Genomic DNA, 26,197 nt, shown 5'->3' on the forward strand with positions numbered 1-26,197 from the left:
TATCACGGCAGGTGTGATGGAGATGTTCAAGTTCGGCTTTTTGTTCATCGGTAATGAATATTTTCATAGCGAGGATAATGATCTCCATTTCGGATAAAATCAAGCATCTTCAATGATTACGGGTATAAATCGGTAATAACTATTGTTGGAGTTAATGGTTCTTTCCAATCTGTATATAATTTCATGTTTAATGATAATGTAGTCATTTATTTTCACCTTTACTTAGATGTTAAATAGTGTGAAATACTTTAATGTTGGGATAAATAGAAAATTTCTCTAAATAATAGGCATAGCTTATAGGTTGCATAAAATGCCAGTGAGAATTTGGGGTTCCATTTAATGTAGTGCATACTTCTTGCTGTTTTTCTACTTGAGTCGTCATGGATCTATCCCCGCTTTTACTTATTTTCCACCAACTTATAGGCATTCCATCTTTGAAAAATTGATCATATTTAGCTTTAGCTTCAAGAAATAAGCATTGTGCAGGTTTCCAACCATCAAAATTTGTATCCATGCATAACCAAGTTTCAATTAGGTTTAATTCAGGATTGTATATCGTCCCGGCAATTTTTGTTTGGTAGGCAATGGTTATTTCTGAATACGATGTGGTTTTTTCCCAAACCATTGTAACGTTGCCAATTGCCGGACATTTCTCACATTCGGTACGGGACGAAGCAATTGTTTGTGTATCCTCTTTTGCCTTGTCTTGTTCACCTTCTTTATCTTTGGTGCTTTCCATCACACCAACGGCGGCTAATCCTGTTGCACAAGCAGCCAGTGTCCATTCCGCAGCAGCTAAAAGAGCGGGAGCCGCTGGCGCAAGAAGTGGTAATGGCATATTAATTTCTCCTTTTCAATAAATTATCCATAACCCGCAAATAATCACGGTATTGTTGTTCCGGGTTATCTCCGGCGTTCAACATATTTTGGATTGCTGGCGAGCCGTGAAAATCACGGTTAAACGCAACGAAATATAAGTAAGAGCGGATCAATGCTTCATCCTTGAACCCCATCTCAACCAAGTCCAGATAAGCCTTCTTTAATCGTTCGTGCAGGCTATGTTCGCTTTCATTTTCGACTAATCCACTGTGCTCAGCCAGAATACGTTGTCGGATCTGGGCCACATAGGCCTCATCTTCCGCATCAATAAATTTAGCGACCTGCTCCTTGCTGAGTTTTATCATCGTTAGGCCCCTTTTACGAAATGATCATTATTATCAAAAGAATACACCCACTCATGAATACCGTCAGTGAGTGCCGACAATTGCTCTGGGCTGAAAATATCCCGGATTTGATGCAAGATACGGGGATCGTAAAAACGCAGCAATGCCGTTTCCCCCGTTTCCAGCTCAACATTCAGGTAGTTTTCAAGGTGACGGGTTAGTTTGTCCAAAGATAGCGTGGTGTGTAGCCAGGACACCGAAGGTGCAACCTTTTCCAGCGCAGATAACTTTTCTTCCCATGATTTCGCATAAGCCATATCAAACAACCACGGCCCCGCGAACGCAATTTTGGCATCCGGGTATTGCCGGAACAGAGGATTATTCGTGCCGACGATATACTTAATCTCCTCAGCAAAATGACGTTCATACTGTAGGCCGCTGACTAAGGCATACCATTTCATTTCGGGATGTATTTCTCTGTATTCACTCCATTTTTTCTGTAATTCCGGTATCATAACTGCCCCCTGATAACCATTGCCGTGCCATTCTGTGCTGCTTTCAGCAGACAGGTCAGACAGATTTCTTTCAACGGTGTCATCAGGGCTTTTTCTGCCTGTACGACACTCGCCTGTTTCAATTTGTCCAGCCTATCCGGTAGCTTGCCACCCCAACCTGAGCCGCTGCCGGGTGCTCCACTGCCAAAGTTAATACTCGCACTGCTGGTAATACCGCCCGCATCGATTTTAAGGAAGTGCCCGGCGGCCTGTAGGGTCAGTTCACTGCTGGCATCAATCACGACTTTAGCACCGGAACTTAGGTGAATTTCATTGCCACTTTGAGTTAACAGGGCGTCATCTGCTTTGATATGGAGTTTTTGCCCCGTAGATAGGGAAATGTCATTTCCCGTCTGTACGCGGTACTCATTATCAATGCGTAAATGGGCATCATGTTTAATATGATCTGTCCGGTTATGTCCAATATTATGGGTTTCATCATTCAGAACCTGCGTATTCATATCCCGTTGAGCATGAATAAACACTTCTTCACTGCCGTTTGCGTCCTCAAAACGTAATTCGTTAAAGCCGTTACCTTTATGCGTTTTGGTTCTGAACGTAGTGCGCGTCTTTTCCGCGGGTAAATTCAGCGGCGGGCGGTTAAGGCCGTTGTAAGTACATCCGGTAATAATAGGCCGGTCAATATCGCCGTTGAGATAGGAGATAATCACTTCCTGACCCACTCGCGGTGTTGCCAGAAAACCAAATCCGTTGCCATTCCACCCTTGTGCAACCCGTACCCAGCAAGAAGCCTGATCATCAGGCGCATCATAACGGTTCCAGTGAAAGTGAACGCGAACCGCGCCATCTTTATTAACGTAAATTTCTTCAGTGCCTGGCCCGACAACCGTTGCAATTTCATCGCCGTCGGCCAATGGTTTATAGCGGTATGGCGGACGCCAATCGTTGCGGCCTGGAATGAACTGGGTGTGTGAATTCAGAGTGGTGCCGGTTCCGTTATCGCCTAAAACGGCGGGGACATACCCTATGTGTTGGGAAGAGACGACTTGCCAGCGGTCATTCATGGCGTCAATCGGGTGGTTGGTTAGTGTAAAGATTCTGCCGGGCATTAACCGAATACAATTACTGTCCGCTTGCCCTGATTTGCTATCAACACGCAAAGCTTCCAGCCGATATTGGGTCAACGGAATGCCCTCTTTGTCTTTCTGAAAACGGCCGTAACTTTCGAAAATATGAAATGGCGTGCCGTTCTCCGCTTCAAAATCCGTGGCGTTATGCTGTAAAGCGTAATTGGGGTTGTGATAATTTCTGTCTTTTTGGTCGGTAGATTCCGGGCGCATGTAGGAGCCAAGAGACCATTTATAGATAACATTTTCTTCTACAGCGCTGGTGACGTCCGGGTTATAAATCAACGTATCCGGCGCTCTCATGTTCAGGTAGCTATCACTCAGATAGAGCCCGTCATCGGCGAACCAGAAGAAAATCCCCTCCTCAGCCGCCAGACGGGTAAAGAAATCGTAGGATGATTCCCTTTTCATGGTGACGTATTCCCGTGTTGAGTGTGGGTTATTCAAATGCATATTGGCCCGGAGTTTCTTCTGTTTCAGTATGCTGTGTAAAATATCGGGGACACTGAGCTGGTGATAAATACGGCTGTCCTGATCGAGTGTCAGCAGCCACATTTCTGGTCTGATTGTCAGGTGATATTGAGTTTGATGCCGGTTTGTGGTGCCAACTACCGCACTTTCAACTAATCCTTTCACTTCACGTTGCAGAATATCGTCACGGGTAACGGTGAACAGCCCGGTTTGGAGCAGCAGGGTGTCTGTATCAATATCTGAACGGTGTGCCGCTAGTGTTAGAGACAGGGTAAATAACGATGAAAGCGCTTCATCTAATGTAAAATTAACTACCGCAAAAGTCATGGGCGGCAGATTGCCGATGGTGCAGGAAAAGCGGAGTCCGGTTTTCATAATGCTCCCTTCAATTACATGATCTTCTGATGCCCAGGCATATTGTAAAATTCCCAGCATTCATTGGTGCCGTTATTGATAACGGTTAATCTGTGAAAGCTGGTTTCAACAAAACAGAGGGAGAAAGCGGTGTGTAGTGTTTTGGCAAAAGCATACATTTTTCCTTCATGTTCATAATTTTCTGGTGTCATACGCAGTGTGATGGCTTGGCCTCTCACAGGAATGCCTTTGTCAAAATGGTAGTATGGCTCAAGGTAGATAGCGCTGAGGCCATCGGCCATGCGCTGAATATGCCGGCTACGCGGGGCGTCCAGATGCGCGAAGGTATCAAGTTGTTTGACCAGAGATCTGACTGATTCAATATGACTGAGAAAAAATGGCCCAATCGACAACAAAGATAGTATCGGCCAATGCTGGTGACTGTTTACGACGGCAGGAAGATCTTTTGACGCCGCCACGATATTCCTGGCCTGAATATGGCTGGGTATCTGCTCGCTGGGTATACAGATTTGTCCGATGCCCAATGTCCGTGCCTGCGTATGATATCTGTGATATTGGCAGTAAAATTCGCGATAGTGGTGTTCTGTTACGGGTTTTGCCTGATGATCATAAAACGTGAGATTAATTTGATTGCCGCCAAATGGCGATTCTTCCCGTATATGGTTAAAAAGTAATATGTTGTCACCGGGTTCGGCAAAATGGCAGGCGGCCAGTTGCGCGCTATTGATAAGAGGAACGCTGTGAGCAGATCCTTCAGATGTTCCATCAGGATCGGATTGGAATTTAATGTTATCAATACTAAAGATTTCATTCGCTGCTAATACATAACGCGATTTGCCCTTTTCAAATGTTATCGGTTTTGTTCTTGCCGGAGCCAGGTTAATAACGGGTACGCAATGGGGAATAAATGCGGGTGTAATGTCCTCGATGGGAATATTACAGTCAAATTCTAGAATAATGGTAAATTGCTTATCTTCTCCCAAAGGGAGTTCAGCAATCTCCTCCGATAAATCAAATGACATAAAATCATTAACATGTGGCAGATAGAGGTATTCGTATAACACCTGCAACGGCCAGAAATAGTCATGTGGTCTCGGCAGGACCAAATTTTCTTTCAGGCGTGGAGCGATCTCAATAGATAGCCACATTTCTTGCTCTTTCAGGGATGTTTTCAGATAAGTGTTGTTCAGCGACTGATCTATGTATTTGGTCAATAAAGACGCCAGTTTTTGATCTTCTCCGAGAAAAAGCGTGACTTGTCCTGTCTTCCAGTGGGTAGTTGGGCCATGATATTGAAAGGTCAGTGATATCAGGCTCTTGTCTCCGCTGTGTGTCAGCGTTTTATGGATCAAGGTAATAGGCTCAATACTGATATCTTGAGTGGTTCTGAATGTAATGGATTGATTCTGCTGTATGGCGGAAATTTCACTGCCTTTGGCAATGCTTGTGGTTTCAGTCATGCTGCCCGGTTGCATATCTGGCTGGACAATGCTGGTTGAAGGGATCGGATGTAAAGGTATCGGCCATACTTTTCGTAGAAGAGGGTTAATGACTTCTGGGAAGCCATCATCAATTTTCTGCTTAATACCGGCAGTTGTAAGCGCAAAACCTTCCAGTAATCGGAGAACATCCGGGTCACCGGATTCGGAGGTAAATGGAGCAAGGTGTGGATGCTCTTGCGCTGCGTTGCTCAGATCATGCTTTATTTGTGAAAGTGCTTCCCGATAGAAATCTTCAAAATTTTTCATATTTACCTTTGCTCTCTTTATGATCAAATATTAATGTAAATTTATATTTTGATCTGATAGATATCAAGGCTGATAATTTCATTATGTGTAATTTTTTGTTTCAAACAGTTAATGATGTAAATTTTTTAGGTGTTTGATTAACATAATTATTTAATTTATTTCAATGAGTTTTATTTAGATAAGTTTTCTTTAATCAAGTTATGGCGTCATGATAGCCAGATGTTGGAAGCTGAAATTAATATTTAATCATTAGTTAATGGAGGGAAATATGTCACGTCCCATTATTTTGGTCGGTGATTCGACTTCGCATGGCGGCAAGGTGTTAGCCGGTGATGGAAGCTTTGATGTGTTAGGGAAGAAAGCGGCTCGGGTTGGGGATGCTGTATCCTGTCCAAAATATGGTGGTAATCAAACCATTGTGGAAGGGACGCCTAGAATAATCAGCTCTAATGGACAAATATGCACTGGAGGGAATGAAAACCTCTTGTGGCGCGACATTGATTGCTTCGCAAAACCTATTTCAAGCATAGGATGGCGGTAAAAGGCCATATCTGCCTGAAATAGGGTTAGTTGATTCAAGTACGGGTGCTCCGTGCTTCATTATCTTTTTACAAACTACCCGGTTGACGTGGTGGATTACGGCTTGATCTATTTGTTGTCGCACTACGAATATCCCGACCAATAACATCAATACTCGCTTGAAATGGTGGGAATGGCAGAGTAATGCCGTGTTCGCGGAATCCTTGCAAAATAAGCTGGTGGACTTCGTGACGAACAGGCATGCGATGCCCCATTTCAGCGGCATAAATACGTAATTCAAATATCTGAATACCATGTTGAAGATCAACCAGATAGGCTTCAGGTGCCGGGTTATCAAGGATAAGAGTGCTGCGTTTAGCCGCGGTTAACAGGATTTGGGTAACCTCTTCACAGCTAGCTTCTGCCGGTGCAGGGATTGTCAGTACAACACGAGTGATGGTGTCAGATAATGACCAGTTAATAAACTGCTCGGTAATAAAGGCTTTGTTAGGAACAATGATCTCTTTTCTGTCCCAGTCTGACAGGGTTGTTGCTCGTGTATTGATCTTGGTGATGCTACCGGTCAGGTTGCGGATAGTCACGGTATCACCGATACGAATGGGTTTTTCAAACAATATCATCAGGCCAGAAACGATGTTGGCGAAGATTTCCTGTAAGCCAAAACCTAATCCAACCCCTAACGCAGCGACAAGCCATTGCAATTTTGACCATTCAAGACCAATCAGGGAGAAACCTACTAAACCACCAATCAAAGTAATGGTGTATTTGGTGAGTGTGGTAATGGCGAAGCCGGTACCGGGTGTAAGTTCTAAATGCTGTAGTAAGGCTAACTCAAGTAATGCGGGTAGGTTACGTACCAGTTGAGCGGTGATAATAATCACCAAGATAGCAATCAAGACAGAACCTACGGTGATGGGTTGAACAGTTTCTACATTGTTTATTGTGGTGGTGACATCCCACAGTCGGATATTTTCTAGAAATGAGAAAGCGGAATGAAGTTCTGACCAGAGCCAAATGAGTGAAACCAAGGCAAGCAGAGTTAGAATTGAACGGACCAATCCCAATGACTGAGCGCTGATCGCATCTAGATCAATAATGGGTTCCTCAACTTCGATGGCACCTTCGATACTGCTTGAACCCGTCGAGTCATCCTCGCCTTTGGCTCGTTGAGCCAGAATTTCTGCCCGCCGTTGTTTTGCCCGGTCAAAGGCAATACGGCGTCGCTGAATTAGCATCCAACGACGGATAATATGGTAAATAACCAGCAGGAAGAACCAGATAGCAACGGAAGTTTCTAAACGCCCTAGCAATGCTTGTGATGTGCTGAAGTACCCGAGTATGGAAGCTAGCGCTGCGACTATCGGTGCAGAGAGTAAAATCCACCAGAGAGCGGTATTGATAACATTTTCACCGTAGCCGTTTTTATCCAGATAGAGCGGGACTTTTGCCCGTTTCAAGCTGTTAGTGATCAGGCTTAAGGAGACGCACAGGATGAGGAAGCAGAGCCTGCCGAGTGTGGAAGCAAATTCTCGATCACTGTAATGTTCAAACGTTATCAATGCCATGACCAACGGTACAATGGCAAAGATAGATAGCTGGTAGAATCGTAAGGCCCGTTTAACACGCTCTTCCGGCCAACGGAAGTGGGCAATGAATAATCCGTTTGGATGGGCGAAAGTGGCACTCAGCATGAATATCCATAGAACGGGCGTCGTAGCACTGACTCCATAACCGATAGCCGTTGCCATAGGGTACTGCCAAGCGCTTTGTAGCCCATAGCCAATTGCCGACCAGAGCATGGGCAAAGGTAACGCGACAACAACCGACCAGAATACGGTACGTAAAGTGAGGGAAAAGTGATCATGGGTAACTTTGCCAATACGGTTACTCGCGCGTTCAAGGAATGCATGATAATGGCGAAGAGAACCGATGCTGAATATAACCAGGAATAGCGTGCCAAACAGATATAGAAGCGTATCCTGAGTGGTCAGCATGACTATCAGGGCACCGCTTAATTGAGAGAAAGTATCCAGCGATAATAGACGAGTCAGATCCTGCACAACATTGATTGGGTAATTGAGCGAAACAGGGTTAACATCCGCGACCCAGAAAAGGTAACGGTGTGTGGCCTCTTTGACTTCTGTTAGTGCATCATTTAGCTGGCTGGTAGCGACTTTCAATTTGGTCAATTCAAGGATTTCACTGTCGTAACCAGATAATAATGAATTGAGTAATTCTTTGCGGGTGCGGGTAAGAGAATCATAAATCCGCTCTTGTTCAGCAGTTAACGCAACGTTGCTTTTCTGTACGGGTTTTGTGTCTTTTTGTAACTGATCCAGCATGTCTTCGTATTTCAGACGATCGACCCTGAATTTGACAATATTCCGATCAAGTTGCTGTGGTTTAGACATGTCAGGCAAACGGGCAAGTTGAGTTTGGAGCGCTTCTCCGAGCGTTGTAGAGCCTCCGAGCCATTGTGCCTGTTCACGAATGGTATTCAATGCTTGCCGGACCTGAATAATATCACTGGCGGCTTGGCGTTGCTTTGAGCCGATGACGTTCATTCGTTGTGCTTGTTGATTTAATTCCTGAGATAAATTCCGGTTCAGTTGCAATTCATCAAGCAGAAATTTTGGTAGTTGATCACTTTGTTCCGCCAGCATCTCGGTATGTTCCAGGGCTAATTCTGCTTTTTGCTGGCGTTGTGCATTAAGTTGGCTACGGAGTTGTTGCAGTTCAAGATCAAGTCGATGATATCGTTTTTTGAACAGTTCAACCCGCATACGGGAAATTTCCTGTCGATTATTCGCAGAAAGTTGAGCTATTTCGAGTTCATTGACTGTCGCTTTGTGGGCATTGACTTCGGCTTGAGCTAAGGCAAATTGAGCCTCTGCTAATGGGGTGGATGGTGTTCCTAATGATTGCAGGCGAGAAGATGCTTCAGTTAGCAAGCGTCGTGCTTCTGATTGTTGTTGCGGTAATAGTACTAGAGAGTCACTGATTTCCCGTCCTTTGTCCTGTTCTTGCTGTAATTGCCCCCCTTGTTCTAGCAACCGACTGCTGACCTGAATGATCTGTTGCTCAACGCTTGCTATGGGTTGGTTAGCAGGAATTGGGCGGGGAGTATCACTTTCAGTAAGTAATTTTTGACGAAGTTCTTTAGTTATTTTAGGAAAATCATCAATGGCGGTCTGATACTTTTGTGTTCTGTCGTTAGCTGATTTAGTATCGGCAATCCAATTGAGTGCACCTTGCAGCGCCTGAGCAACTTCTGCATCCTGCGGGTTTTTGCTGGATTCAATTTGTTTCAGTTCTTGTTTGAGCTGATTTTCATCAAGTGGAATCGCAGCAGAAACCGGAGTAATAATGAGCAGGCTAAGCAATAAGCTGATAATCAGGCGCACGATAGAGGGCTCTCCTTAGCAAGGGATTAGCTTATGTTGTCAGTGGGTTCTTCAAGCATGATAGCTTGGGCTAACAGTTCACCCATGCGGGTTGTTGAGCCACTGCTCAAGTGCCCGGCTAACTGTATCTGATTTGGTGCAAACAGGTTAATGACGGTAGAACCCAGTTTGAAACGCCCCATTTCTTCACCTTTCTTGAAAGAAATCGCGCCAGTTGTACCGGCTTCCGGGTAAGTCCAGCGTTTGATAATACCTTCCCGTGGTGGTGTAACCATACCACACCAAGCCATTTCGATACTGCCGACGATAGTTGCACCAACCAGAATCTGTATCATGGGACCAAATTGAGTCTCAAACAGACAGATGACTCTTTCATTACGAGCGAACAGATTTGGCACATTGGCGGCAGTCAATGGATTGACAGAGAATAGATCACCTGGGACATAGATCATCTCTTTCAGTAATCCATCGCAAGGCATATGTACACGGTGATAATCTTTAGGTGATAAGTAAGTCGTTACAAACTGCCCATCACGGAATATCTCTGCCAATTGATGATTGCCGGCGAGTAGAGCTTCAAGCGTGTAGTGGTGTCCTTTGGCTTGAAGGAGCTGGTCTGTCCGGATATTGCCTAACTGGCTGATAGTACCATCAGCAGGTAGCGCTAATTGGTGTTCATTACTGACGACTGGGCGAATATCATCTTTTAATGAGCGGATAAAGAACTCATTGAATGTGATGTATGCTGAAAACTCAGGTGATTTCGCTTCATTCATATCCACTTTATAAACACGGGCAAACGCCTTGATTGCCAGTTGAGTCAACCAGCCAGCTTTTTTGTTAGCAAACCAGCCTGCCAGATGAGTTATTCCCTGTTTAGGCAGTAAATAGTGCAACCTGATTTTAATGTTATCCAGCACGTCAACCTCTTGGATTCTATTGGCAAAATTAGACAAAAGGGGGTTATTGTACCTGTCCTTTCATTTGATGTCAGTTAGCTATCGTTATCTGTAAAAGTCTTGCGTGGCTTAATTTGATCCATGCTATCGAGAATACGGTGATAATTCTCAAAACGTTCTTGATTTATTTCATTATCTTCCACTGCTTTTCGTAACGCACATGCTGGATCATCCCGATGTTTACAATCACGGAATTTACAACCTCCTAGATAATCACGGAATTCGACAAAACCCTGAGTGACTTGTTCCGATGTTAAATGCCATAGGCCAAACTCCCGAACACCGGGAGAATCAATAACATCACCGCCATGTGGGAAATGATAAAGACGGGATGCCGTTGTGGTGTGCTGGCCTAAACCGGAAACATCTGAAACTTGGTTGACCAGAATCTCTTCCTCATCTTCTGGCAAGAGTGTATTGAGTAAACTTGATTTACCCACACCAGACTGACCGGCAAAAATAGTGATTCGACCTGCGAGCATCTTCGTTAATTCTTCCATACCTTCGCCAGTATGGCTTGATAGTTTCAATACTCTGTAACCAATGTTGTGGTATGTGGACATGATTTCGTTGACCCATGCACGGCTTTCTTCGTCCAACAGATCAATTTTATTCAATACAATCAAGGGCTCAATGCCCAATGTTTCACAGGCAACGAGGTAGCGATCGATAATATTGAGTGACAGTTCAGGAAGAATGGCTGACACAATCACTATCTGATCAATATTGGCGGCGATAGGTTTAATACCATCATAATAGTCAGGCCGCGTAAGTACGGAAGTCCGTTCGTGAACGGCTTCAACAATACCATTTACTTTTACATCTGCTTGGGTTTGCAGCGAAGGACGCCATACCACCCGATCACCCGTTACCAATGAACGAATAGTTCTGCGAATATTACAACGTTGTGTAGAACCGTCTTCTGCCTCGACATCAGCATGTTGGCCGAAACGGCTGATAACTAGCCCTTCCTGAGGTTCTCCTAACTGATTATCATCCATTTCAGGCTTATTATCCTGTTTTTTCAGCCTGCGCTGATGATTTTCCCGTACCCGCCGTTGCTGGCCTTTGGATAGTTTATGCTTAGCCACCGAACCTCACTTGTTCCAATTTATCGCTGTTATTGCTTAAAAGCGCTATGATACACCATTAATAATAACTCTCTCTCCAATCTAGGATATAACATGTCAAAAAGTGAGCACAATCTTATCTGGATAGATCTAGAAATGACGGGCTTAGATCCAGAGCGGGATCGCATTATTGAAATTGCGACAATTGTCACCGATGCAAATTTGAATATCCTGGATGAAGGGCCTGTCATTGCGGTTCATCAGTCTGATGAACAACTTGCTCTGATGGATAAATGGAATGTACGCACCCATACGGGCAGTGGGCTGGTTGAACGCGTTAAAGCAAGTAAAATTGATGATCGTGAGGCAGAGAAGGCGACGATTGAATTTTTGGAAAAATGGGTTCCGGCAGGTGCTTCTCCCATTTGTGGTAACAGTGTGAGTCAGGATCGGCGTTTCTTGTTCCGCTATATGCCAGAATTGGAAGCTTACTTTCATTACCGCTATCTGGATGTCAGTACACTTAAAGAATTAGCTCGTCGTTGGAAGCCGGAAATCCTTGCTGGGCTTAAGAAACAGAATACTCATCAGGCGCTGGATGATATCCGTGAATCAGTTGCTGAATTAGCCTATTATCGGGAACATTTTATTCAACTGTAAGCCAGAAAGTTTTAACTGGCTTGATAACGCAAGCTCAGTATGACGATTAATTAATCTATTTTGATGGCTAAATCGTTATTTTGCCGAAAAGTTTGTTTTTTTGCATTGAAGGGCTTGCGGGCGCAACGATTTCTCGTATAATGCGCACCCCATACCGATGATGAATTTCATAAGGTATGGATGGCATACTAAAAGATATGCGGGAATAGCTCAGTTGGTAGAGCACGACCTTGCCAAGGTCGGGGTCGCGAGTTCGAGTCTCGTTTCCCGCTCCAAATTTTGGTTTGGAATCAGTATGTTATTCATGGTTATTGTTAGCCAGTCAGTGACGCGGGAATAGCTCAGTTGGTAGAGCACAACCTTGCCAAGGTTGGGGTCGCGAGTTCGAGTCTCGTTTCCCGCTCCAAGTTTAGATTCGCAATTGGTTTCTTGGGATTGATATATTATTTCAGGTGATCACCAGTCAGTAATGCGGGAATAGCTCAGTTGGTAGAGCACGACCTTGCCAAGGTCGGGGTCACGAGTTCGAGTCTCGTTTCCCGCTCCAAGTCTTCCTTATCATGCAGATACACTTAACAACCGGTGCGTAAGCAGGGTTTGCATATCCCGCCGACCATCGGCAATCACAAAAATTACCACCTGTTTACCTGTGATTTGGTAAATAACCCGGTAAGGTTTAAAAAATGTTTGGCGGAAGTCGCGGATCCCTAACGCCTGCAACTCCTTGGGATAATTGCCTTTTTCAGGAAAGTTAGCCAGACTGTCTGCTGTTTTCAGTAACTGATCCAATACATAATCAGCTTTCTCTGAACTGTCATTTTCGACAATGTCATCGTAAATGTCCTCTAAATCTGCTTCGGCATTTTTAGTCAGCATTACATGATATGGCATCAGGTGGACTTCCCTTTATTTTTTAAGCGTTGAACCACATCCTTTACTGGTGTGACTTCACCTGCTTTAACTTGTTGTTGTCCTAAAGCTAAAATCTTTAACAACGCTATAGTTTCCTGAGTCTGCTCATAAGAGGCAATATCTTGAATCACCGCTTTTGCCTCGCCATTTTGTGTAATAATCATCGGTGAACGGGACTCAGCGAGTGTCGTCATCACCGTAGCTGCATTGGCTTTTAGGTAGCTAATGGGTTTGATCTGTTCTGAATAACGCATAGAATCCCTCACATCAAAAAGGACTAAATAAAGACTATAAAAAGTCAATTTGTTGATTATAAAATCATCTTGCCAATTAAGCAAATGCTGATTTTAGAAAAGAGGGTGGCGATAGATTTTTGTTGTTTACATCTTGTAAACCGAAAATGATGGCATTATCTCAGATCTGAAAGGGGAGATCGGTTCTAAGTCGCTTATCAGCCAGATTTTATCTGGTACACGTTCATTGACGATTGCGCACATTAAAACGCTTTCTGCGCGTTTCAACGTAAGGCCAGATCTGTTTCTCTAATGATTTAGAATAATTAATGGCATTATGGCCGCACCATGAAAGTAATGCGGCTTTTTTTATCGTTTTCATTCATTATTATTTTTTGACTTATTAGAAAGAGGCTATGAATTGCATTTCTCCGTGCCCATTTTTGATATACAAATGCCTATTGAAGTCTCTTACATTCATGGTTTTTAAGTTTAAAAATCAGGTTTGCCATCAGGTCTCATTAAGATCGACGCTTTTGTTTTGTACCAAAGTGTCGATAGGGGGAAATTTCTGGCTTATCTCCTGTAATTCTTTGCTTTTGCTATATGATTGATCCCAGATTTAGGTTCTGGTGGAATAAGTTTTTTATCGGTTGATCTCTTATTGCAGATCAGGATGCCTCCGATGACGAGAGCACCGCCGATGAACATTGGGAATGTTAATCTCTCATCTAATAGTACTGCACCGAGCAATACCGCAGTCAAAGGGTTAAGCGCAATAAATACGCCAGAGCGAGTGGAACCAATTCTTTGGATTCCGTCGTAATACCAGATGTAGGCTACCGCTGAGCCTACTGCACCGAGATAAAGTAAGCTGTAGAGATCAGTTATAGGTAATGTATGTATTGCAGATAAACTCATTTGCCCTGTGAAAATGGCCGTTGCTGTCAGCATGATAGCGCCTGCCAGGATGGAGTATGTAACGGTATGTAGCGGGCCGATTTGGTTCACAATATTCTTGCAGAAGACGCTATAAGCAACCCAGCTTAAAACACAGCCAAAGATCAACGTATCACCCAACCAGTTACCCTCTGCTCCCACCGTCAGTTGTGGTGTTTTGCTGAAAATCACGATCATTGCACCAAGCAGACAAAGAATAATTCCCAGTATTTTCAATGGTGATTGCCTTTCTTTATAAAAGAGATATGAAAAAATCGCCATTACTGCTGGATTCAGCGCCACGATAAGTGAAGCTCTGGATGCGGTTGTATGATGTAGACCATAAAAGAAGAACAGGTTGTAGGTGTATATTCCGCAGAGGCCAAGTCCAATGATTTTCAATAGCTGGGATAGATTAATCTTGACGAACATTTTTCCTGATAAAACGAGGAAGATAATTAGCGTCATGCCCGCAAGAATGAATCTGAGACTTGCTGATAATAAAGGTGGTGTCTCGACAGAAATATATCGACCTGCAACAAATGTTCCGCCCCAGATGATAGCCACAAGAGACAGCTTGATATAGGTTGAGTAGTTGTTGACCGACTGCGTTGATGCGTGGTTGCTTTTCATGTTTGTCAATATCGCGATTTATAGGGTGGAAGAGGCTTTCAAGGCGGCGTATTCCATCGTCTGTTCTAATATTTCACGTTGAGCATGGCTACCTCCCAATAATGGCCATTTCTCATAGCTGAGACGGAGTTTGCTTAAACACTCTTCGTAGTGTCTCGATGTGAATAGTAAGATCGCTTTAAGGACGTCTATCCCTGTTGAATGTGTGTCTGGTTCGATGCCAAATCCATCGCTTTCCGCGATTAGCTTCTCGATAAGAAAAGACTGATTTATTGCAGAAAAAGCGAGTGCTGCATGTATTTTGTGGAAGTAAGAGGTGGATGAGCTGATGCTGCCTGTCCAAAGGACGGCAAGACGCTCCCATATTGGTTGGAACTTAGCGTCGGCAGATTTGAGCCTGAGTTGCCATAAGAATTCTACGGCGTCCAAATCCTGTTTAGCAAATGGATTGTCTTTTAGTGCATATAATTCATCAAAAGCTTGCAATGCCAGCGTGATCTCATCGGATCGCTCATACGCAATGGCGAGATGCCAGTATACATGCATTCCCATTCCAGTGTTGGTTATCCAATGTTCTTTGCAGTTGGTCAGGAAATGGCAAAGTTCTTTCCAGCGGCCTAGCTCATGCAAGGCATGTGCGACAGCATGAATGCCATAGATGTTGTCCGGCATTAACTTAACAGATTTAAAACCAACCTCTAAGGCATCATCAAAACATTGAGCTTCACAAAGGACGAATGATTTTATGGAAAGATAATATGGGTAGAGATAGTGAGTGCCCGGAATGTGTTCGTCACAATAAAGCAGAAGAGATCTCAGGTTGGTTGTTTTGCCAGTGCAGAAATCAAGCATGTGAATGAAGAAGAGCGCGACAATATCCGATGGGTATGCTCGAATATGTTGGGTCAGAAGCGATCTCGCGTTTTCGTAATCAAATTTTACCCATGCGCTGAATGCCTTATGGATAAGACAAAGCTCAGGGAGAGAGAGATCGTGCTCGTTCATTTGAGTTAATGTGATTTTGAATTTATAAAGCTCTTTCATTTCGCAAGAGGTGATTGCATCAAATCCCATCAGGAGTTTTTTGTAGGTTCGCTGAGTGTCATTCATGGGAATAAATTCGTCTGAAAATCCACGGAGGGATAAGAACGTGCTGTTTATCTCCGGCCATATGGAAGATGAGCCATCTGAAGGCCATTGGTAACTCATAAAATCCCCTTTTTTAATTAATTATGGGTTGGAAACTCGGTTGAGCGCTCGGCGAGCATGCCTCGCCTATTGTTTTATATCCGCATTGCATATACTTATTCAGATGTATGATCATGCGGAAATGAGTGATTACTCAAGGGGGGAGATAATGACTTTAACCCAGCTCGAAATTTTTGCTGTTGTTGCTGAACGGAAGGGCTTTACCTTAGCTGCGGCCCAGCTCAAGATCTCTCAGTCTGGGGTTTCCCATGCTATCAGAGTCCTTGAGCAGGAGCTTGGCGTAGAGCTTCTGCATCGGCATCAGGGAGTTGTTGAACTGACAGATATAGGAGAAGGCTTGCTACAAAAAGCTCAGGCCATTCTTGGTCTGGCTGAAACTATGAGGCAAGAAGCAGCGGATGCACGAGGGATGAAACGAGGTACGCTGCGAATCGGATCGTTTGGCCCGACTTCATCCTTGTGGCTGTTACCAACGGTACTGGCCGATTATCGCAGGCTTTACCCCGGCATTGAGGTCCATATTGATGAGGGGCCAGATAGACAGGTTGTGCAATGGCTTATGGATAGGCGAGTAGATGTGGGATTTGTGACCTTGCCGGAAGAGCAATTCGACACTTATCCGATTCTTGAAGACCAAATGGTGGCTTTGTTACCGGTAGATCATCCTTTAGTATTGCAGGATACAGTGACGTTGAAGGATCTGTGTGTTGGACCATTCGCGTTGACAGAAGCGGGATCGGCTGAACTGGTTTCCAGGCTTTTTTTATCGGCAAGGTTGCAACCTAATATTCGTTATCGAACATCTCAATTGTTAAGTACCTTGGCTGCGGTTGAACGTGGGGATGCGGTAACGATTGTTGCTGAGTCATCCCTGCCGCTGACTCATGAAGTTCACTATGTCAAGAAAACGCTGAATCCAAAAGTGAAACGACATGTTGGGTTGGCTGTGTTTGATGAACGTCAATCGTCACCGGCCACTAAAGCATTTATCGCATTGGCGACTAAAAAATTTCGCATGGTGAGTTCGGCAATCTCTCCGGTTTCCAAGGAGCTTGTTAGTGAATGATCTCAGCTTTAATAGCATGTTACGTCCTTCTGCTAGCACATATTGTGCTTAGAACGTGAAAAAATTGTCTAAAGTAACTTTCCTATTAATGACCTGAGGCCATGAGGCTTCAGGTCGGATTGCTTAATACTGATAATCAACTTTGATCATATTGTAATGGGACGGGTAAACGGGGTAAGTACCTCCGTCGAGAATCCCGCTAATTCTAAAGGAACCTTTGGCATCATGGCCGATAAAGGCATTTGTAGAGCCATTTAGGTTACCGGAGACATCCAGGCATAGCGATGGGGTGGATGAATATCGTGGGGTGTAACAAACGCTGAAAGTCTGAGTTGTCGCACCATTACTATATAAACCGATATTCCAAGATACTGTCGTAATAGTTGCTCTTGTCGGTACCGAAGAGGGCGTGGTAAAGAAACTTGAGTTAGTGTAGCCGGCAGCATAAACATTTGGGGCACGGCTCGTTTGTGACCACATGCTGGTAGCGGCAAAGGAGAGCTGAGCCGTGGTTAATACTAGAAAACCTACTGCAATTTTGGTAAATCTTTTCATTCTTCAATCCTCATTGCTAGCGAGTTATCTTACTGTTATTTGCATGCAATAGCGGTGCGATATCTAATATGATTGGCGCACATGAAAATTGCTTGCTTATTGATTCCTATGGTTGTTCAAATCTTCCTTGATCGAATAAAAAGAATCTCACTGTAATAATGGCGGATCAAGCGAAGGCTTTGGCTGAATGTCTGAATCTGTGCGCTGGCTTGATCGATGTTGTGTGATGTTTATGCCTAAAGGGGTATTGTTTGGTTGTAGATTCTTTGTCTTTTTCGACATCGGTAGCCAACTTTGTATTCCGATTGTACTGAGTTCAGTGGGTGGTATTTATAGGGGGGAAGAAAGTATTATCCTTATAATTGCAAAAATATTTTTTTAACTTCTGCTTGCCAAACTTTTTGAGGTAGTACATAATGCACTCCTTTCGTCAATGAGGTATGGGTAAAATCTCTTTTGAATCAATGAATTAGCTGATATTCGAAGGATTTACTTCCCGCTCTAAGTTTCTTCCTCAATGGTTGTATTCGCTTACTTTGATTTGATTTTTGGGTTATATCTTCGCAGTGCAGATTTCTATTTTTTATCCACAGCCAGGAAGTTGGTTTCCCGGTAAATAAGTTTGATGCTTTAAAATTATCACACAGACTTATCCACAGGCTGTTGCATTTGAATTTTCCTGACTTTGAATGTTACAAAATGAGTATTTATTTTGTAACTTATTGATAATTTTTCGGAATGATCCTTTGTTAAGAAATATCACATTGATCACTTGCGCTTTTTTTGAGCATTGATCAACAAGGGGTTTTTATTTTATTCACAGGAAAATTATCTGAATCTTTTTATACGCTATAAAGATGGCTAATAATTAAGCATCTCTGGGCAAGCCCTTGGTTATCGCTCTAATAAGTCGTTTCTGTTGTGCTGTTTGTACACTAACAGTATTCGTTTTACGGCGAATGATTTGCTGTTCAATAGCCCAATGAATATGTTCGTCTAGCATTGTGTTTAATCCTAGTCTCTGTTGCAGAGTCAGAATGATATCGTACTGATAGGGTGCGTTTCCTAAAGCAACAATAATATTGCGTAACCAGCGTAAATAGCCGATGCGACGAATTGCAGAACCTTCCGTTATCCGTAGGAACTTCTCTTCACTCCAATTGAATAAATCCAATAACTTTGGTGTATGTAATGTTACACGAGGGCTGAAATCATCTTCATCTGTCAATTGGGAAAAGCGATTCCAGGGACAGATAATCTGGCAATCATCACAACCGTAAATACGGTTTCCCATCAGTGGACGAAATTCCTCAGGAATAATGCCATCCAATTCAATTGTGAGGTAGGAAATACAACGGCGGGCATCAATAGTATAAGGGGCGATAATTGCACCGGTTGGGCAGGTTGTCATGCAGGCGACACAGCGTCCACATTGCTCTTCTTGTGGAGGATCTATAGGCAGAGGAAGATTAATCAGCAACTCACCGAGGAAAAACCATGAACCAGCTTCTCTATTAAGGATAAGTGAGTGTTTACCGACCCAGCCTAATCCAGCCTTAGCGGCGAGTGGGCGTTCCATTACGGGGGCTGAATCAACAAAAGGTCGAAAATTAAGGACTCCCTGATATTCGAAGTCATGGCAATAATTTTGGATTTGCTCCCCGAGTTTCTTAAGACGTTGGCGCAGCAGTTTGTGATAATCTCTTCCCAAGGCATAACGGCTGATATAACCGAGTTCGGCGTCGTTTAGCGTGCTGGCAAAAGAAGCTTTTGCAGGGAGGTAATTCATTCTTACGCTAATAACCCTCAATGTCCCTGGCAAAAGTTCGTTTGGGCGGGCACGCATCATGCCGTGGCGCTTCATCCATGCCATCTCCCCGTGATACTGTTTATCCAGCCATTCCTGAAGTTTTGGTTCTTCCACGGATAAATCGGTATCGCAAATGCCAACTTGCTGGAAGCCAAGGGAATGACCCCATTGTTTGATATTGGCGGCCAAGAGGTTAAGATTGAGAGGCGTTGTCATGGTGGAAATCGGCTTATACTGCAAGGTGTTGCAGTATAGCATAATTTATTTCAGCCCAAAAATAGTGGGTTTGATAATGAAACTGAGCAGAAGATGTTAAATGTTGATAATAGAAGTGTGTTAGGGTTATCGTTTTAGCTGATGAATTAATAAAACAACAGATATTATTCGATGAAAGAACTTGTTTTATCACTTAAAGATGAAGATGCGACAGTTTCTCTTGGAAGCGCGGTTGCTGCTGCCTGTAATAGTGGTAGTGTAATTTATTTATATGGTGATTTGGGTGCCGGTAAGACTACGTTTAGCCGTGGTTTTTTGCAGTCCCTGGGTCATAAAGGGCATGTAAAAAGCCCAACTTATACTTTGGTTGAGCCTTATGCTTTAACACCGAGGTCGGTTTACCATTTCGATCTTTACCGATTGGCAGATCCGGAAGAGCTGGAATTTATGGGAATACGTGATTATTTCCATCAAGATGCCATTTGTTTGGTGGAATGGCCTCAGCAAGGAGAAGGTGTATTACCGGATGCAGATATTGAATTACATTTGAGTTACCAGCCCGAAGGGAGACAGGCACATTTTATTGCTTTGTCTAAATATGGTGAGAGCCTGTTAGATAAATTGAAATATTTATAAGGGATCACCCGACCATGATGTGTCCTTTAGTCGCAAAAATGATAAAGAAATGGCAGATCAGTTTTATGATAATGTGCTGGTTGTTTATTATGATGAGCAGTTTAGTGGTAACAACCACAGCCGCGGCGACTTTATCCAATATTCACGTCAGTAACAGCATAAATGAGTCTAAAGTGACGATGGTTTTTTCCGGTGGTCGCCCTAATTACAGTTTTTTCCCATTGCATTCGCCAGAGCGTTTAGTGGTAGATATCCATCAATCAGAAAAAATTGTTGGTTTACCTATGAATTTACCGGAGCAGGATTTAGTAAGGAAAATCCGTTCCAGCCAGGCACCTGATCGACAAAAAAAACGCATTGTATTTGAACTAAATAATAAAGTTAAAGTCAACTCTATAGTGCAGCAGTTGGATAGTGAATATCGGGTGATTTTTACCCTACGGGCTTCTGGGGTACCTACTGGCAAGTCTGTTTTTAGAGAGAGTTCACAAGCCGATACAGGTAAGCTATCACTTACTAACAGTAAATTGCGGACGACAAAACAGGCTGTTTTGCAAACAACTTCTAAGGGCGGTCAGCGGGTAGTTGTCGCTATTGATGCAGGACATGGTGGTCAAGACCCCGGTGCGATTGGGCAACGTGGATTGAAAGAGAAAAATGTGACTATCAGTGTGGCGCGTAAGCTTGAAGTGTTGTTACGCAATGATCCTATGTTCAAACCCGTACTGACCCGTAACGGAGACTATTTTATTTCTGTTGCTGGTCGTTCTGAGGTTGCACGTAAACATAGCGCAAATATGCTGATTTCTATTCATGCGGATGCCGCTCCTAATCGTAGTGCGCGTGGTGCTTCTGTTTGGGTGCTGTCAAACAAGCGTGCAAACAGTGAATTGGGTAATTGGCTTGAACAGCATGAGAAACAGTCGGAGTTACTGGGTGGTGCAGGTAATGCTCTGGCAAATGGGGCTGATCCTTATCTAAGCCAGGCGGTGCTGGATTTGCAATTCGGCCACTCCCAACGGGTGGGCTATAACGTTGCAGTACAGGTTTTGAGTGAGTTGCGCAAGGTCGGTTTATTACATAAACGCTCGCCAGAACATGCCAGCTTAGGTGTGTTACGTTCACCGGATATTCCTTCAATTTTGGTGGAAACAGGATTTATCAGTAACTCGGCGGAAGAAGCATTACTGGGTTCTAATGATTTTCAGGATAAGCTAGCAAGTGCTATTCATCGGGGATTGCGTAACTATTTTCTGGCAAATCCATTGCAGGCTGCACCTAAAGCAGCCAAGAAGTAAAGGTTAAATATGGCTATCAAGATCTTACCTCCTCAATTAGCAAACCAAATTGCGGCTGGCGAAGTCGTAGAACGCCCTGCATCAGTAGTAAAAGAGTTGGTGGAGAATAGCCTTGATGCTGGTGCTAACCGTATTGATATTGAAATTGAGCGCGGTGGAGTAAAACTTATTCGTGTCCGTGATAATGGCTGTGGCATCAACCATCAGGAGCTTGCGCTAGCGTTGGCTCGTCATGCTACCAGTAAGATTGCTACCCTTGATGATTTGGAAGCCATTATCAGTATGGGATTCCGTGGAGAGGCGCTGGCGAGTATCAGTTCAGTTTCACGTCTGACATTAACTTCCCGTACCGAAGAACAGCACGAAGCCTGGCAAGCTTACGCGGAAGGGCGAGATATGGCAGTGACCGTGAAGCCGGCAGCACATCCAGTAGGCAGTACTGTTGAAGTATTGGATCTCTTTTATAATACTCCTGCGCGGCGCAAGTTTCTGCGAACAGAAAAAACGGAATTTGGTCATATTGATGAAGTCGTTAGACGCATTGCGTTGGCGCGTTTGGATGTATTAATCAATTTGCACCATAACGGTAAATTGGTGCGCCAATACCGGCCGGCAAAAGATGAATCACAGTATGAGCGGCGGTTGGTCTCCATTTGTGGTACCGCTTTTATGCAACGGGCACTTTCTCTTTCCTGGCAGCACGACGATTTATCGATTAAAGGATGGGTTGTTGACCCGATGAATACTGAGGCGAGCGGTGATATTCAATATTGTTATGTAAACGGGCGTATGATGCGTGATCGTTTAATTAATCATGCTATCCGTCAAGCTTATCAAGATTTGCTCCGGGGAGAACAACAGCCTGCTTATGTTTTATATTTGGAGGTTGATCCACATCAAGTGGATGTGAATGTGCATCCTGCGAAGCATGAAGTTCGCTTCCATCAAGCTCGTTTGGTACATGATTTTATCTATCAGGGTGTAATAGCCGTATTAAAACAGCGCGGAAGCGGTGCCGAACTGGATATCGCTTGCTGTGAACCTGCGCCAGCCTGGGAGCAGGAAAACCGGCCATCAGCAGGGGGAAATCATTTTTCTCGGCAAAGCAATGCGACATCTGTGGCAGCATCATCACCAAAAGAGGTTTTGTCAAGTAAAGGGAATATGGGGGGCTCTCGCGGTGGTGAGAATCGCCAATATCATGGCGATCATTATCAGAAACGTCAGGGTGAGGTATATCAGAAACTGATGCAGTCTGAACCTGAAGAAAAAAGAGAGCTGTTTCCGGCAAGAACCGCTCCGGTTATGGCAGAAAAGGCCACTTCTGCTCCTGTTCAGGTTAAAAATAGCAATCATAGTTTTGGTAAGGTATTGAGCATATATTCACCATGTTATGCTCTGATTGAATCTCCATTGGGACTTGGGTTGTTATCTTTGCCGGTAGCTGAACGCTGGTTAAGACAAGCACAGTTAACACCAACAGAGCAAGGGCTGAAATCACAGCCATTGTTGATACCGCTGAAACTATCTCTTAGTAAAGAGGAAGCTGGTGCTTTAAACCGTTATAGTGACTTATTGGGCTCTTTTGGTATTGAAGCATCTGTATCTCATGGAAAAGCGACACTATGTGCGGTATCGTTACCATTACGTCAACAAAATCTGCCTAAATTAATTCCTGAGTTGCTAGGTTATTTGGCACAACAGCCATCAGCATCGGCAGAACAGGTTGTAACTTGGCTTGCTCGTCATATTGGCAGTGAGTATGAAACGTGGAACGTTGCTCAGGCGGTACAATTATTAGCTGATGTTGAGCGTCTTTGCCCACAACTGGTAAAATCTCCACCAGATGGGTTATTACAATTAATTGATTTACAAGCAGTGGTGGCATCTCTTACTCATGAGTGATCAGAAAACTCAACATCTACCAACGGCAATTTTTGTTATGGGTCCGACGGCTTCAGGCAAAACAGCTTTATCTGTCGCTTTACGCCAGCATCTTCCTGTGGAACTGATCAGCGTTGATTCTGCGCTAATTTATCGTGGAATGGATATTGGTACCGCCAAACCAACAACCGAAGAGCAAGCGTTGGCTCCTCATCGTTTAATCAATATCTTGGACCCTTCTCAACCTTATTCTGCTGCTGATTTTTGTCACGATGCTTTGAAGGAGATGGCAGAAATTACTGCTTCTGGCCGTATTCCTCTGCTGGTGGGAGGAACGATGCTCTATTTCAAGGCGTTACTTGAAGGTTTGTCGCCTTTACCTTCTGCTAATCCGGTTATTCGGGCACAAATAGAACAGCAGGCGGCAGAGCAAGGATGGGATGCATTGCATCAGCAACTACAGAAGATTGATCCTGCGGCGGCGTTAAGAATTCATCCTAATGATCCACAGAGACTTTCTCGGGCACTGGAAGTTTTTCTTATTTCAGGTAAAACTCTCACTGAACTGACTACATTGTCAGGAGAGTCGCTGCCTTATCGTGTTCATCAATTTGCTATTGCACCGGCAAAACGTGAGCTCCTTCATCAACGCATTGAAGCGCGTTTTCATCAAATGCTTGAATCAGGGTTTGAAGAGGAAGTTAAAGCACTTTATGCTCGTCATGATTTGCATGTGGATTTACCTTCTATTCGTTGCGTCGGTTATCGTCAGATGTGGTCTTATCTTTCCGGCGAAATTGATTACGATGAAATGATTTATCGCGGTATTTGTGCGACGCGCCAGTTGGCAAAGCGTCAGATAACTTGGCTCAGAGGTTGGAAGTCGGTTCATTGGTTGGATAGTTCTCAACCAGAGCAAGCTTTAAGCACAGTTATGCAGGTTGTTAGTGCATAGGTTTATTGATTGTGTACAATTGATGAGTACCAAAGCGCAATTTTTGAGTAGTTCATTTTTTCGAACCTTTAGGTTCTTAGTTAAAAACAACAAAATAAGGAAAATATAGAATGGCTAAGGGGCAATCTTTGCAAGATCCGTTCCTGAACGCATTGCGGCGTGAAAGGGTCCCGGTTTCTATTTATTTGGTCAACGGCATCAAATTGCAGGGTCAGATTGAATCTTTTGACCAGTTTGTCATTTTACTGAAAAATACGGTTAGCCAGATGGTTTATAAACATGCCATCTCTACTGTTGTACCTTCCCGCCCAGTTTCTCATCACAGTAGCAATACGAGTGTAGGGGCGAGCGTAGGTAATTATCATTCTGGTGGCGTTTCTGCTCCGGCAGCACAACAGGAAAGTGATGGCACTGAATAAGTTTGAGATCAGTAATAGAATGAAGAAAAACATAGGTAGGGGGTTTTACCTATGTTTTTTCCTGTAGTTTTTTACTCAGCCTGAGAGGTCGCACCTTTGTTTGAACGTTATGAAGGCGGCGAACAAGCCGTTGTGGTGCATGTTTTTTTCTCGCAGGATAAAGACACAGATAATCTCAGTGAGTTTGAATCACTGGTAACTTCTGCTGGTGTAGTTCCTGTGCAAATTGTCACGGGGAGCAGGAAAGCCCCTCATCCGAAATATTTTGTTGGAGAAGGTAAGGCGGAAGAGATTGCTGAGGCGGTGCAGGCTAGTGGTGCTGATGTTGTGTTATTTAATCATGCACTCAGTCCTGCACAGGAACGCAATCTTGAGCGGCTCTGTCAGTGTCGAGTTATCGACCGCACCGGCGTGATTCTGGATATTTTTGCCCAACGGGCACGGACTCACGAGGGGAAGTTACAGGTAGAGTTGGCGCAGTTACGTCATCTTTCTACCCGTCTTGTCCGGGGATGGACTCACCTTGAACGTCAGAAAGGTGGGATTGGTTTGAGAGGGCCGGGGGAAACGCAGCTTGAGACAGACCGGCGTTTATTGCGGGATAAAATCCGTCAGATATTGAATCGTCTGAGCCGGGTTGAGAAACAGCGTGAACAGGGGCGTCAAGCGCGAAATAAAGCGGATATACCGACGGTTTCACTGGTGGGATATACCAACGCCGGTAAATCGAGTTTGTTTAACCGTATGACGGCTGCTGAGGTTTATGCGGCTGATCAATTGTTTGCTACGCTGGACCCAACGTTGCGACGGATTGATGTTAATGATGTTGGTACGGTGGTATTGGCTGATACGGTTGGTTTTATCCGTCATTTGCCTCATGATCTGGTGGCGGCATTTAAAGCGACATTGCAGGAAACCCGGCAAGCAACATTGTTGCTGCATATTGTTGATGCTGCGGATAGCCGCATCGACGAAAATATTGCCGCTGTTGACAGCGTACTGGAAGAAATTGAAGCGCATGAAATTCCGGTACTGTTGGTGATGAATAAGATTGATATGCTGGACAGCTTCACGCCGCGTATTGATCGCAACGAAGATAACTTACCGGTTAGAGTTTGGCTGTCTGCGCAAACTGGTGAAGGTATCCCGTTATTGTTACAAGCGTTAACGGAGCGTCTTTCGGGTGAAATTGCACACTACGAATTGCGTTTGCCACCGGAAGCAGGTCGTTTACGCAGCCGCTTCTATCAACTGCAAGCAATAGAGAAAGAGTGGATAGAAGAGGACGGTAAAGTTGGTATCGAAGTGAGAATGCCGATTGTTGACTGGCACCGTCTATGCAAACAAGAACAGGATTTGTTTGATTATGTTGTCTGATGTGCCTGTCAGGTGAATATCAG

The 26,197-nt window shown here is 44.1% G+C and carries 24 protein-coding genes, 3 tRNA genes and 1 pseudogene; 14 read left to right on the top strand and 14 right to left on the bottom strand.

Going from position 1 to position 26,197, the window contains the following annotated elements; genetic code table 11:
- Nucleotides 1-229: 229 nt before the first annotated feature.
- Genes AACQ38_RS21000 through AACQ38_RS21020 form a run of 5 tightly spaced genes read right to left on the bottom strand, consistent with a single transcriptional unit; the run spans nucleotide 230 to nucleotide 5,399 of the window.
- Entirely contained in the window at nucleotides 230-838 is a 609-nt protein-coding gene (locus tag AACQ38_RS21000) for a restriction endonuclease fold toxin 5 domain-containing protein (RefSeq protein ID WP_165579004.1), read from the bottom strand.
- A gap of 1 nt (nucleotide 839) precedes the next feature.
- Nucleotides 840-1,184, bottom strand: coding sequence for a hypothetical protein (locus AACQ38_RS21005; RefSeq protein ID WP_165579005.1), 345 nt, complete (start codon nucleotides 1,182-1,184; stop codon nucleotides 840-842).
- Nucleotides 1,185-1,186: 2 nt separating this feature from the next.
- Entirely contained in the window at nucleotides 1,187-1,678 is a 492-nt protein-coding gene (locus AACQ38_RS21010; RefSeq protein WP_165579006.1) for a DUF4123 domain-containing protein, read from the bottom strand.
- Nucleotides 1,675-3,651, bottom strand: a complete 1,977-nt coding sequence (tssI, locus tag AACQ38_RS21015; protein ID WP_165579012.1) for a type VI secretion system Vgr family protein — start codon at nucleotides 3,649-3,651, stop codon at nucleotides 1,675-1,677. The genes AACQ38_RS21010 and tssI overlap by 4 nt, the downstream gene beginning before the upstream one ends.
- A gap of 14 nt (nucleotides 3,652-3,665) precedes the next feature.
- Nucleotides 3,666-5,399, bottom strand: coding sequence for a type VI secretion system baseplate subunit TssF (locus AACQ38_RS21020; RefSeq protein WP_242685646.1), 1,734 nt, complete (start codon nucleotides 5,397-5,399; stop codon nucleotides 3,666-3,668).
- Between the two features lie 268 nt (nucleotides 5,400-5,667).
- Between AACQ38_RS21020 and AACQ38_RS21025 the strand changes: the two genes are divergently transcribed.
- Nucleotides 5,668-5,940, top strand: coding sequence for a PAAR domain-containing protein (locus AACQ38_RS21025; protein WP_011148672.1), 273 nt, complete (start codon nucleotides 5,668-5,670; stop codon nucleotides 5,938-5,940).
- 67 nt (nucleotides 5,941-6,007) lie between these two features.
- Here AACQ38_RS21025 and mscM read toward each other — a convergent pair whose 3' ends face one another.
- The 3 genes from mscM to rsgA all read right to left on the bottom strand — a co-directional run bounded on the left by mscM (nucleotide 6,008) and on the right by rsgA (nucleotide 11,393).
- Entirely contained in the window at nucleotides 6,008-9,343 is a 3,336-nt protein-coding gene (gene mscM, locus AACQ38_RS21030) for a miniconductance mechanosensitive channel MscM (RefSeq protein ID WP_165579008.1), read from the bottom strand.
- A 26-nt stretch (nucleotides 9,344-9,369) separates the two neighbouring features.
- Entirely contained in the window at nucleotides 9,370-10,263 is an 894-nt protein-coding gene (asd, locus tag AACQ38_RS21035; protein ID WP_011148670.1) for an archaetidylserine decarboxylase, read from the bottom strand.
- Between the two features lie 74 nt (nucleotides 10,264-10,337).
- A complete protein-coding gene (rsgA, locus tag AACQ38_RS21040) occupies nucleotides 10,338-11,393 on the bottom strand; it encodes a small ribosomal subunit biogenesis GTPase RsgA (protein ID WP_011148669.1) in 1,056 nt (351 codons plus the stop codon).
- Nucleotides 11,394-11,486: 93 nt separating this feature from the next.
- Here rsgA and orn point away from each other — a divergent pair, with 93 nt between their 5' ends.
- The 4 genes from orn (at nucleotide 11,487) to AACQ38_RS21060 (ending at nucleotide 12,579) form a co-directional block, all read left to right on the top strand.
- Nucleotides 11,487-12,032 (top strand): oligoribonuclease, encoded by a 546-nt coding sequence (gene orn / locus AACQ38_RS21045; protein ID WP_011148668.1) that lies wholly within the window; start codon nucleotides 11,487-11,489, stop codon nucleotides 12,030-12,032.
- Nucleotides 12,033-12,231: 199 nt separating this feature from the next.
- Nucleotides 12,232-12,307 (top strand) — tRNA-Gly (locus tag AACQ38_RS21050).
- A gap of 55 nt (nucleotides 12,308-12,362) precedes the next feature.
- Nucleotides 12,363-12,438: transfer RNA gene (locus AACQ38_RS21055), tRNA-Gly, on the top strand.
- A 65-nt stretch (nucleotides 12,439-12,503) separates the two neighbouring features.
- Nucleotides 12,504-12,579, top strand: a tRNA-Gly gene (locus AACQ38_RS21060).
- Nucleotides 12,580-12,590: 11 nt separating this feature from the next.
- Here the strand turns inward: AACQ38_RS21060 and AACQ38_RS21065 are convergent.
- Both AACQ38_RS21065 and AACQ38_RS21070 read right to left on the bottom strand, forming a co-directional pair.
- Nucleotides 12,591-12,923, bottom strand: coding sequence for a type II toxin-antitoxin system RelE/ParE family toxin (locus AACQ38_RS21065; protein ID WP_242685647.1), 333 nt, complete (start codon nucleotides 12,921-12,923; stop codon nucleotides 12,591-12,593).
- Nucleotides 12,923-13,198 (bottom strand): type II toxin-antitoxin system Phd/YefM family antitoxin, encoded by a 276-nt coding sequence (locus tag AACQ38_RS21070; RefSeq protein ID WP_011148666.1) that lies wholly within the window; start codon nucleotides 13,196-13,198, stop codon nucleotides 12,923-12,925. The genes AACQ38_RS21065 and AACQ38_RS21070 overlap by 1 nt, the downstream gene beginning before the upstream one ends.
- Nucleotides 13,199-13,358: 160 nt before the next feature.
- Between AACQ38_RS21070 and AACQ38_RS21075 the strand changes: the two are divergent.
- Nucleotides 13,359-13,490 (top strand): annotated as a pseudogene (locus AACQ38_RS21075) (helix-turn-helix domain-containing protein); the annotation flags it as partial.
- Between the two features lie 263 nt (nucleotides 13,491-13,753).
- Here the strand turns inward: AACQ38_RS21075 and AACQ38_RS21080 are convergent.
- Nucleotides 13,754-14,749 carry a DMT family transporter gene (locus tag AACQ38_RS21080; RefSeq protein WP_109791895.1) on the bottom strand — a complete coding sequence of 332 codons (996 nt, stop codon included), beginning with the start codon at nucleotides 14,747-14,749 and terminating at the stop codon, nucleotides 13,754-13,756.
- An 18-nt stretch (nucleotides 14,750-14,767) separates the two neighbouring features.
- A complete protein-coding gene (locus AACQ38_RS21085; RefSeq protein WP_058588969.1) occupies nucleotides 14,768-15,958 on the bottom strand; it encodes a tetratricopeptide repeat protein in 1,191 nt (396 codons plus the stop codon).
- Nucleotides 15,959-16,106: 148 nt separating this feature from the next.
- Here AACQ38_RS21085 and AACQ38_RS21090 point away from each other — a divergent pair, with 148 nt between their 5' ends.
- On the top strand, nucleotides 16,107-17,024 hold the full coding sequence (locus tag AACQ38_RS21090) for a LysR family transcriptional regulator (RefSeq protein ID WP_109791894.1): 918 nt from the start codon (nucleotides 16,107-16,109) through the stop codon (nucleotides 17,022-17,024).
- A 123-nt stretch (nucleotides 17,025-17,147) separates the two neighbouring features.
- Here the strand turns inward: AACQ38_RS21090 and AACQ38_RS21095 are convergent, their stop codons facing one another.
- Entirely contained in the window at nucleotides 17,148-17,579 is a 432-nt protein-coding gene (locus AACQ38_RS21095; protein ID WP_011148661.1) for a flagellar protein FlhE, read from the bottom strand.
- A 187-nt stretch (nucleotides 17,580-17,766) separates the two neighbouring features.
- On the opposite strand from AACQ38_RS21095, the gene AACQ38_RS21100 reads away from it, so the two are divergent.
- Nucleotides 17,767-17,961: a hypothetical protein gene (locus tag AACQ38_RS21100; RefSeq protein WP_011148660.1), complete on the top strand. Its 195-nt coding sequence runs from the start codon at nucleotides 17,767-17,769 to the stop codon at nucleotides 17,959-17,961.
- A gap of 486 nt (nucleotides 17,962-18,447) precedes the next feature.
- Here AACQ38_RS21100 and queG read toward each other — a convergent pair whose 3' ends face one another.
- Complete coding sequence (gene queG, locus AACQ38_RS21105) at nucleotides 18,448-19,605, bottom strand: tRNA epoxyqueuosine(34) reductase QueG (RefSeq protein WP_109792004.1); 1,158 nt, start codon at nucleotides 19,603-19,605, stop codon at nucleotides 18,448-18,450.
- Between the two features lie 171 nt (nucleotides 19,606-19,776).
- On the opposite strand from queG, the gene tsaE reads away from it, so the two are divergent.
- The 6 genes from tsaE (at nucleotide 19,777) to hflX (ending at nucleotide 26,174) form a co-directional block, all read left to right on the top strand.
- Complete coding sequence (gene tsaE / locus AACQ38_RS21110) at nucleotides 19,777-20,241, top strand: tRNA (adenosine(37)-N6)-threonylcarbamoyltransferase complex ATPase subunit type 1 TsaE (protein ID WP_058588968.1); 465 nt, start codon at nucleotides 19,777-19,779, stop codon at nucleotides 20,239-20,241.
- A 14-nt stretch (nucleotides 20,242-20,255) separates the two neighbouring features.
- Nucleotides 20,256-21,539, top strand: a complete 1,284-nt coding sequence (gene amiB / locus AACQ38_RS21115) for an N-acetylmuramoyl-L-alanine amidase AmiB (RefSeq protein WP_165579009.1) — start codon at nucleotides 20,256-20,258, stop codon at nucleotides 21,537-21,539.
- 9 nt (nucleotides 21,540-21,548) lie between these two features.
- Nucleotides 21,549-23,444 (top strand): DNA mismatch repair endonuclease MutL, encoded by a 1,896-nt coding sequence (gene mutL, locus AACQ38_RS21120; protein ID WP_165579010.1) that lies wholly within the window; start codon nucleotides 21,549-21,551, stop codon nucleotides 23,442-23,444.
- Entirely contained in the window at nucleotides 23,437-24,378 is a 942-nt protein-coding gene (gene miaA, locus AACQ38_RS21125; protein WP_011148655.1) for a tRNA (adenosine(37)-N6)-dimethylallyltransferase MiaA, read from the top strand. The genes mutL and miaA overlap by 8 nt, the downstream gene beginning before the upstream one ends.
- 110 nt (nucleotides 24,379-24,488) lie before the next feature.
- Complete coding sequence (gene hfq / locus AACQ38_RS21130) at nucleotides 24,489-24,797, top strand: RNA chaperone Hfq (protein WP_011148654.1); 309 nt, start codon at nucleotides 24,489-24,491, stop codon at nucleotides 24,795-24,797.
- A gap of 96 nt (nucleotides 24,798-24,893) precedes the next feature.
- Entirely contained in the window at nucleotides 24,894-26,174 is a 1,281-nt protein-coding gene (hflX, locus tag AACQ38_RS21135; RefSeq protein ID WP_011148653.1) for a ribosome rescue GTPase HflX, read from the top strand.
- Nucleotides 26,175-26,197 lie beyond the last annotated feature (23 nt).

It is taken from the genome of Photorhabdus sp. RW14-46, assembly GCF_963887965.1.
GTDB classification, from domain to species: Bacteria; Pseudomonadota; Gammaproteobacteria; order Enterobacterales; family Enterobacteriaceae; genus Photorhabdus; species Photorhabdus laumondii.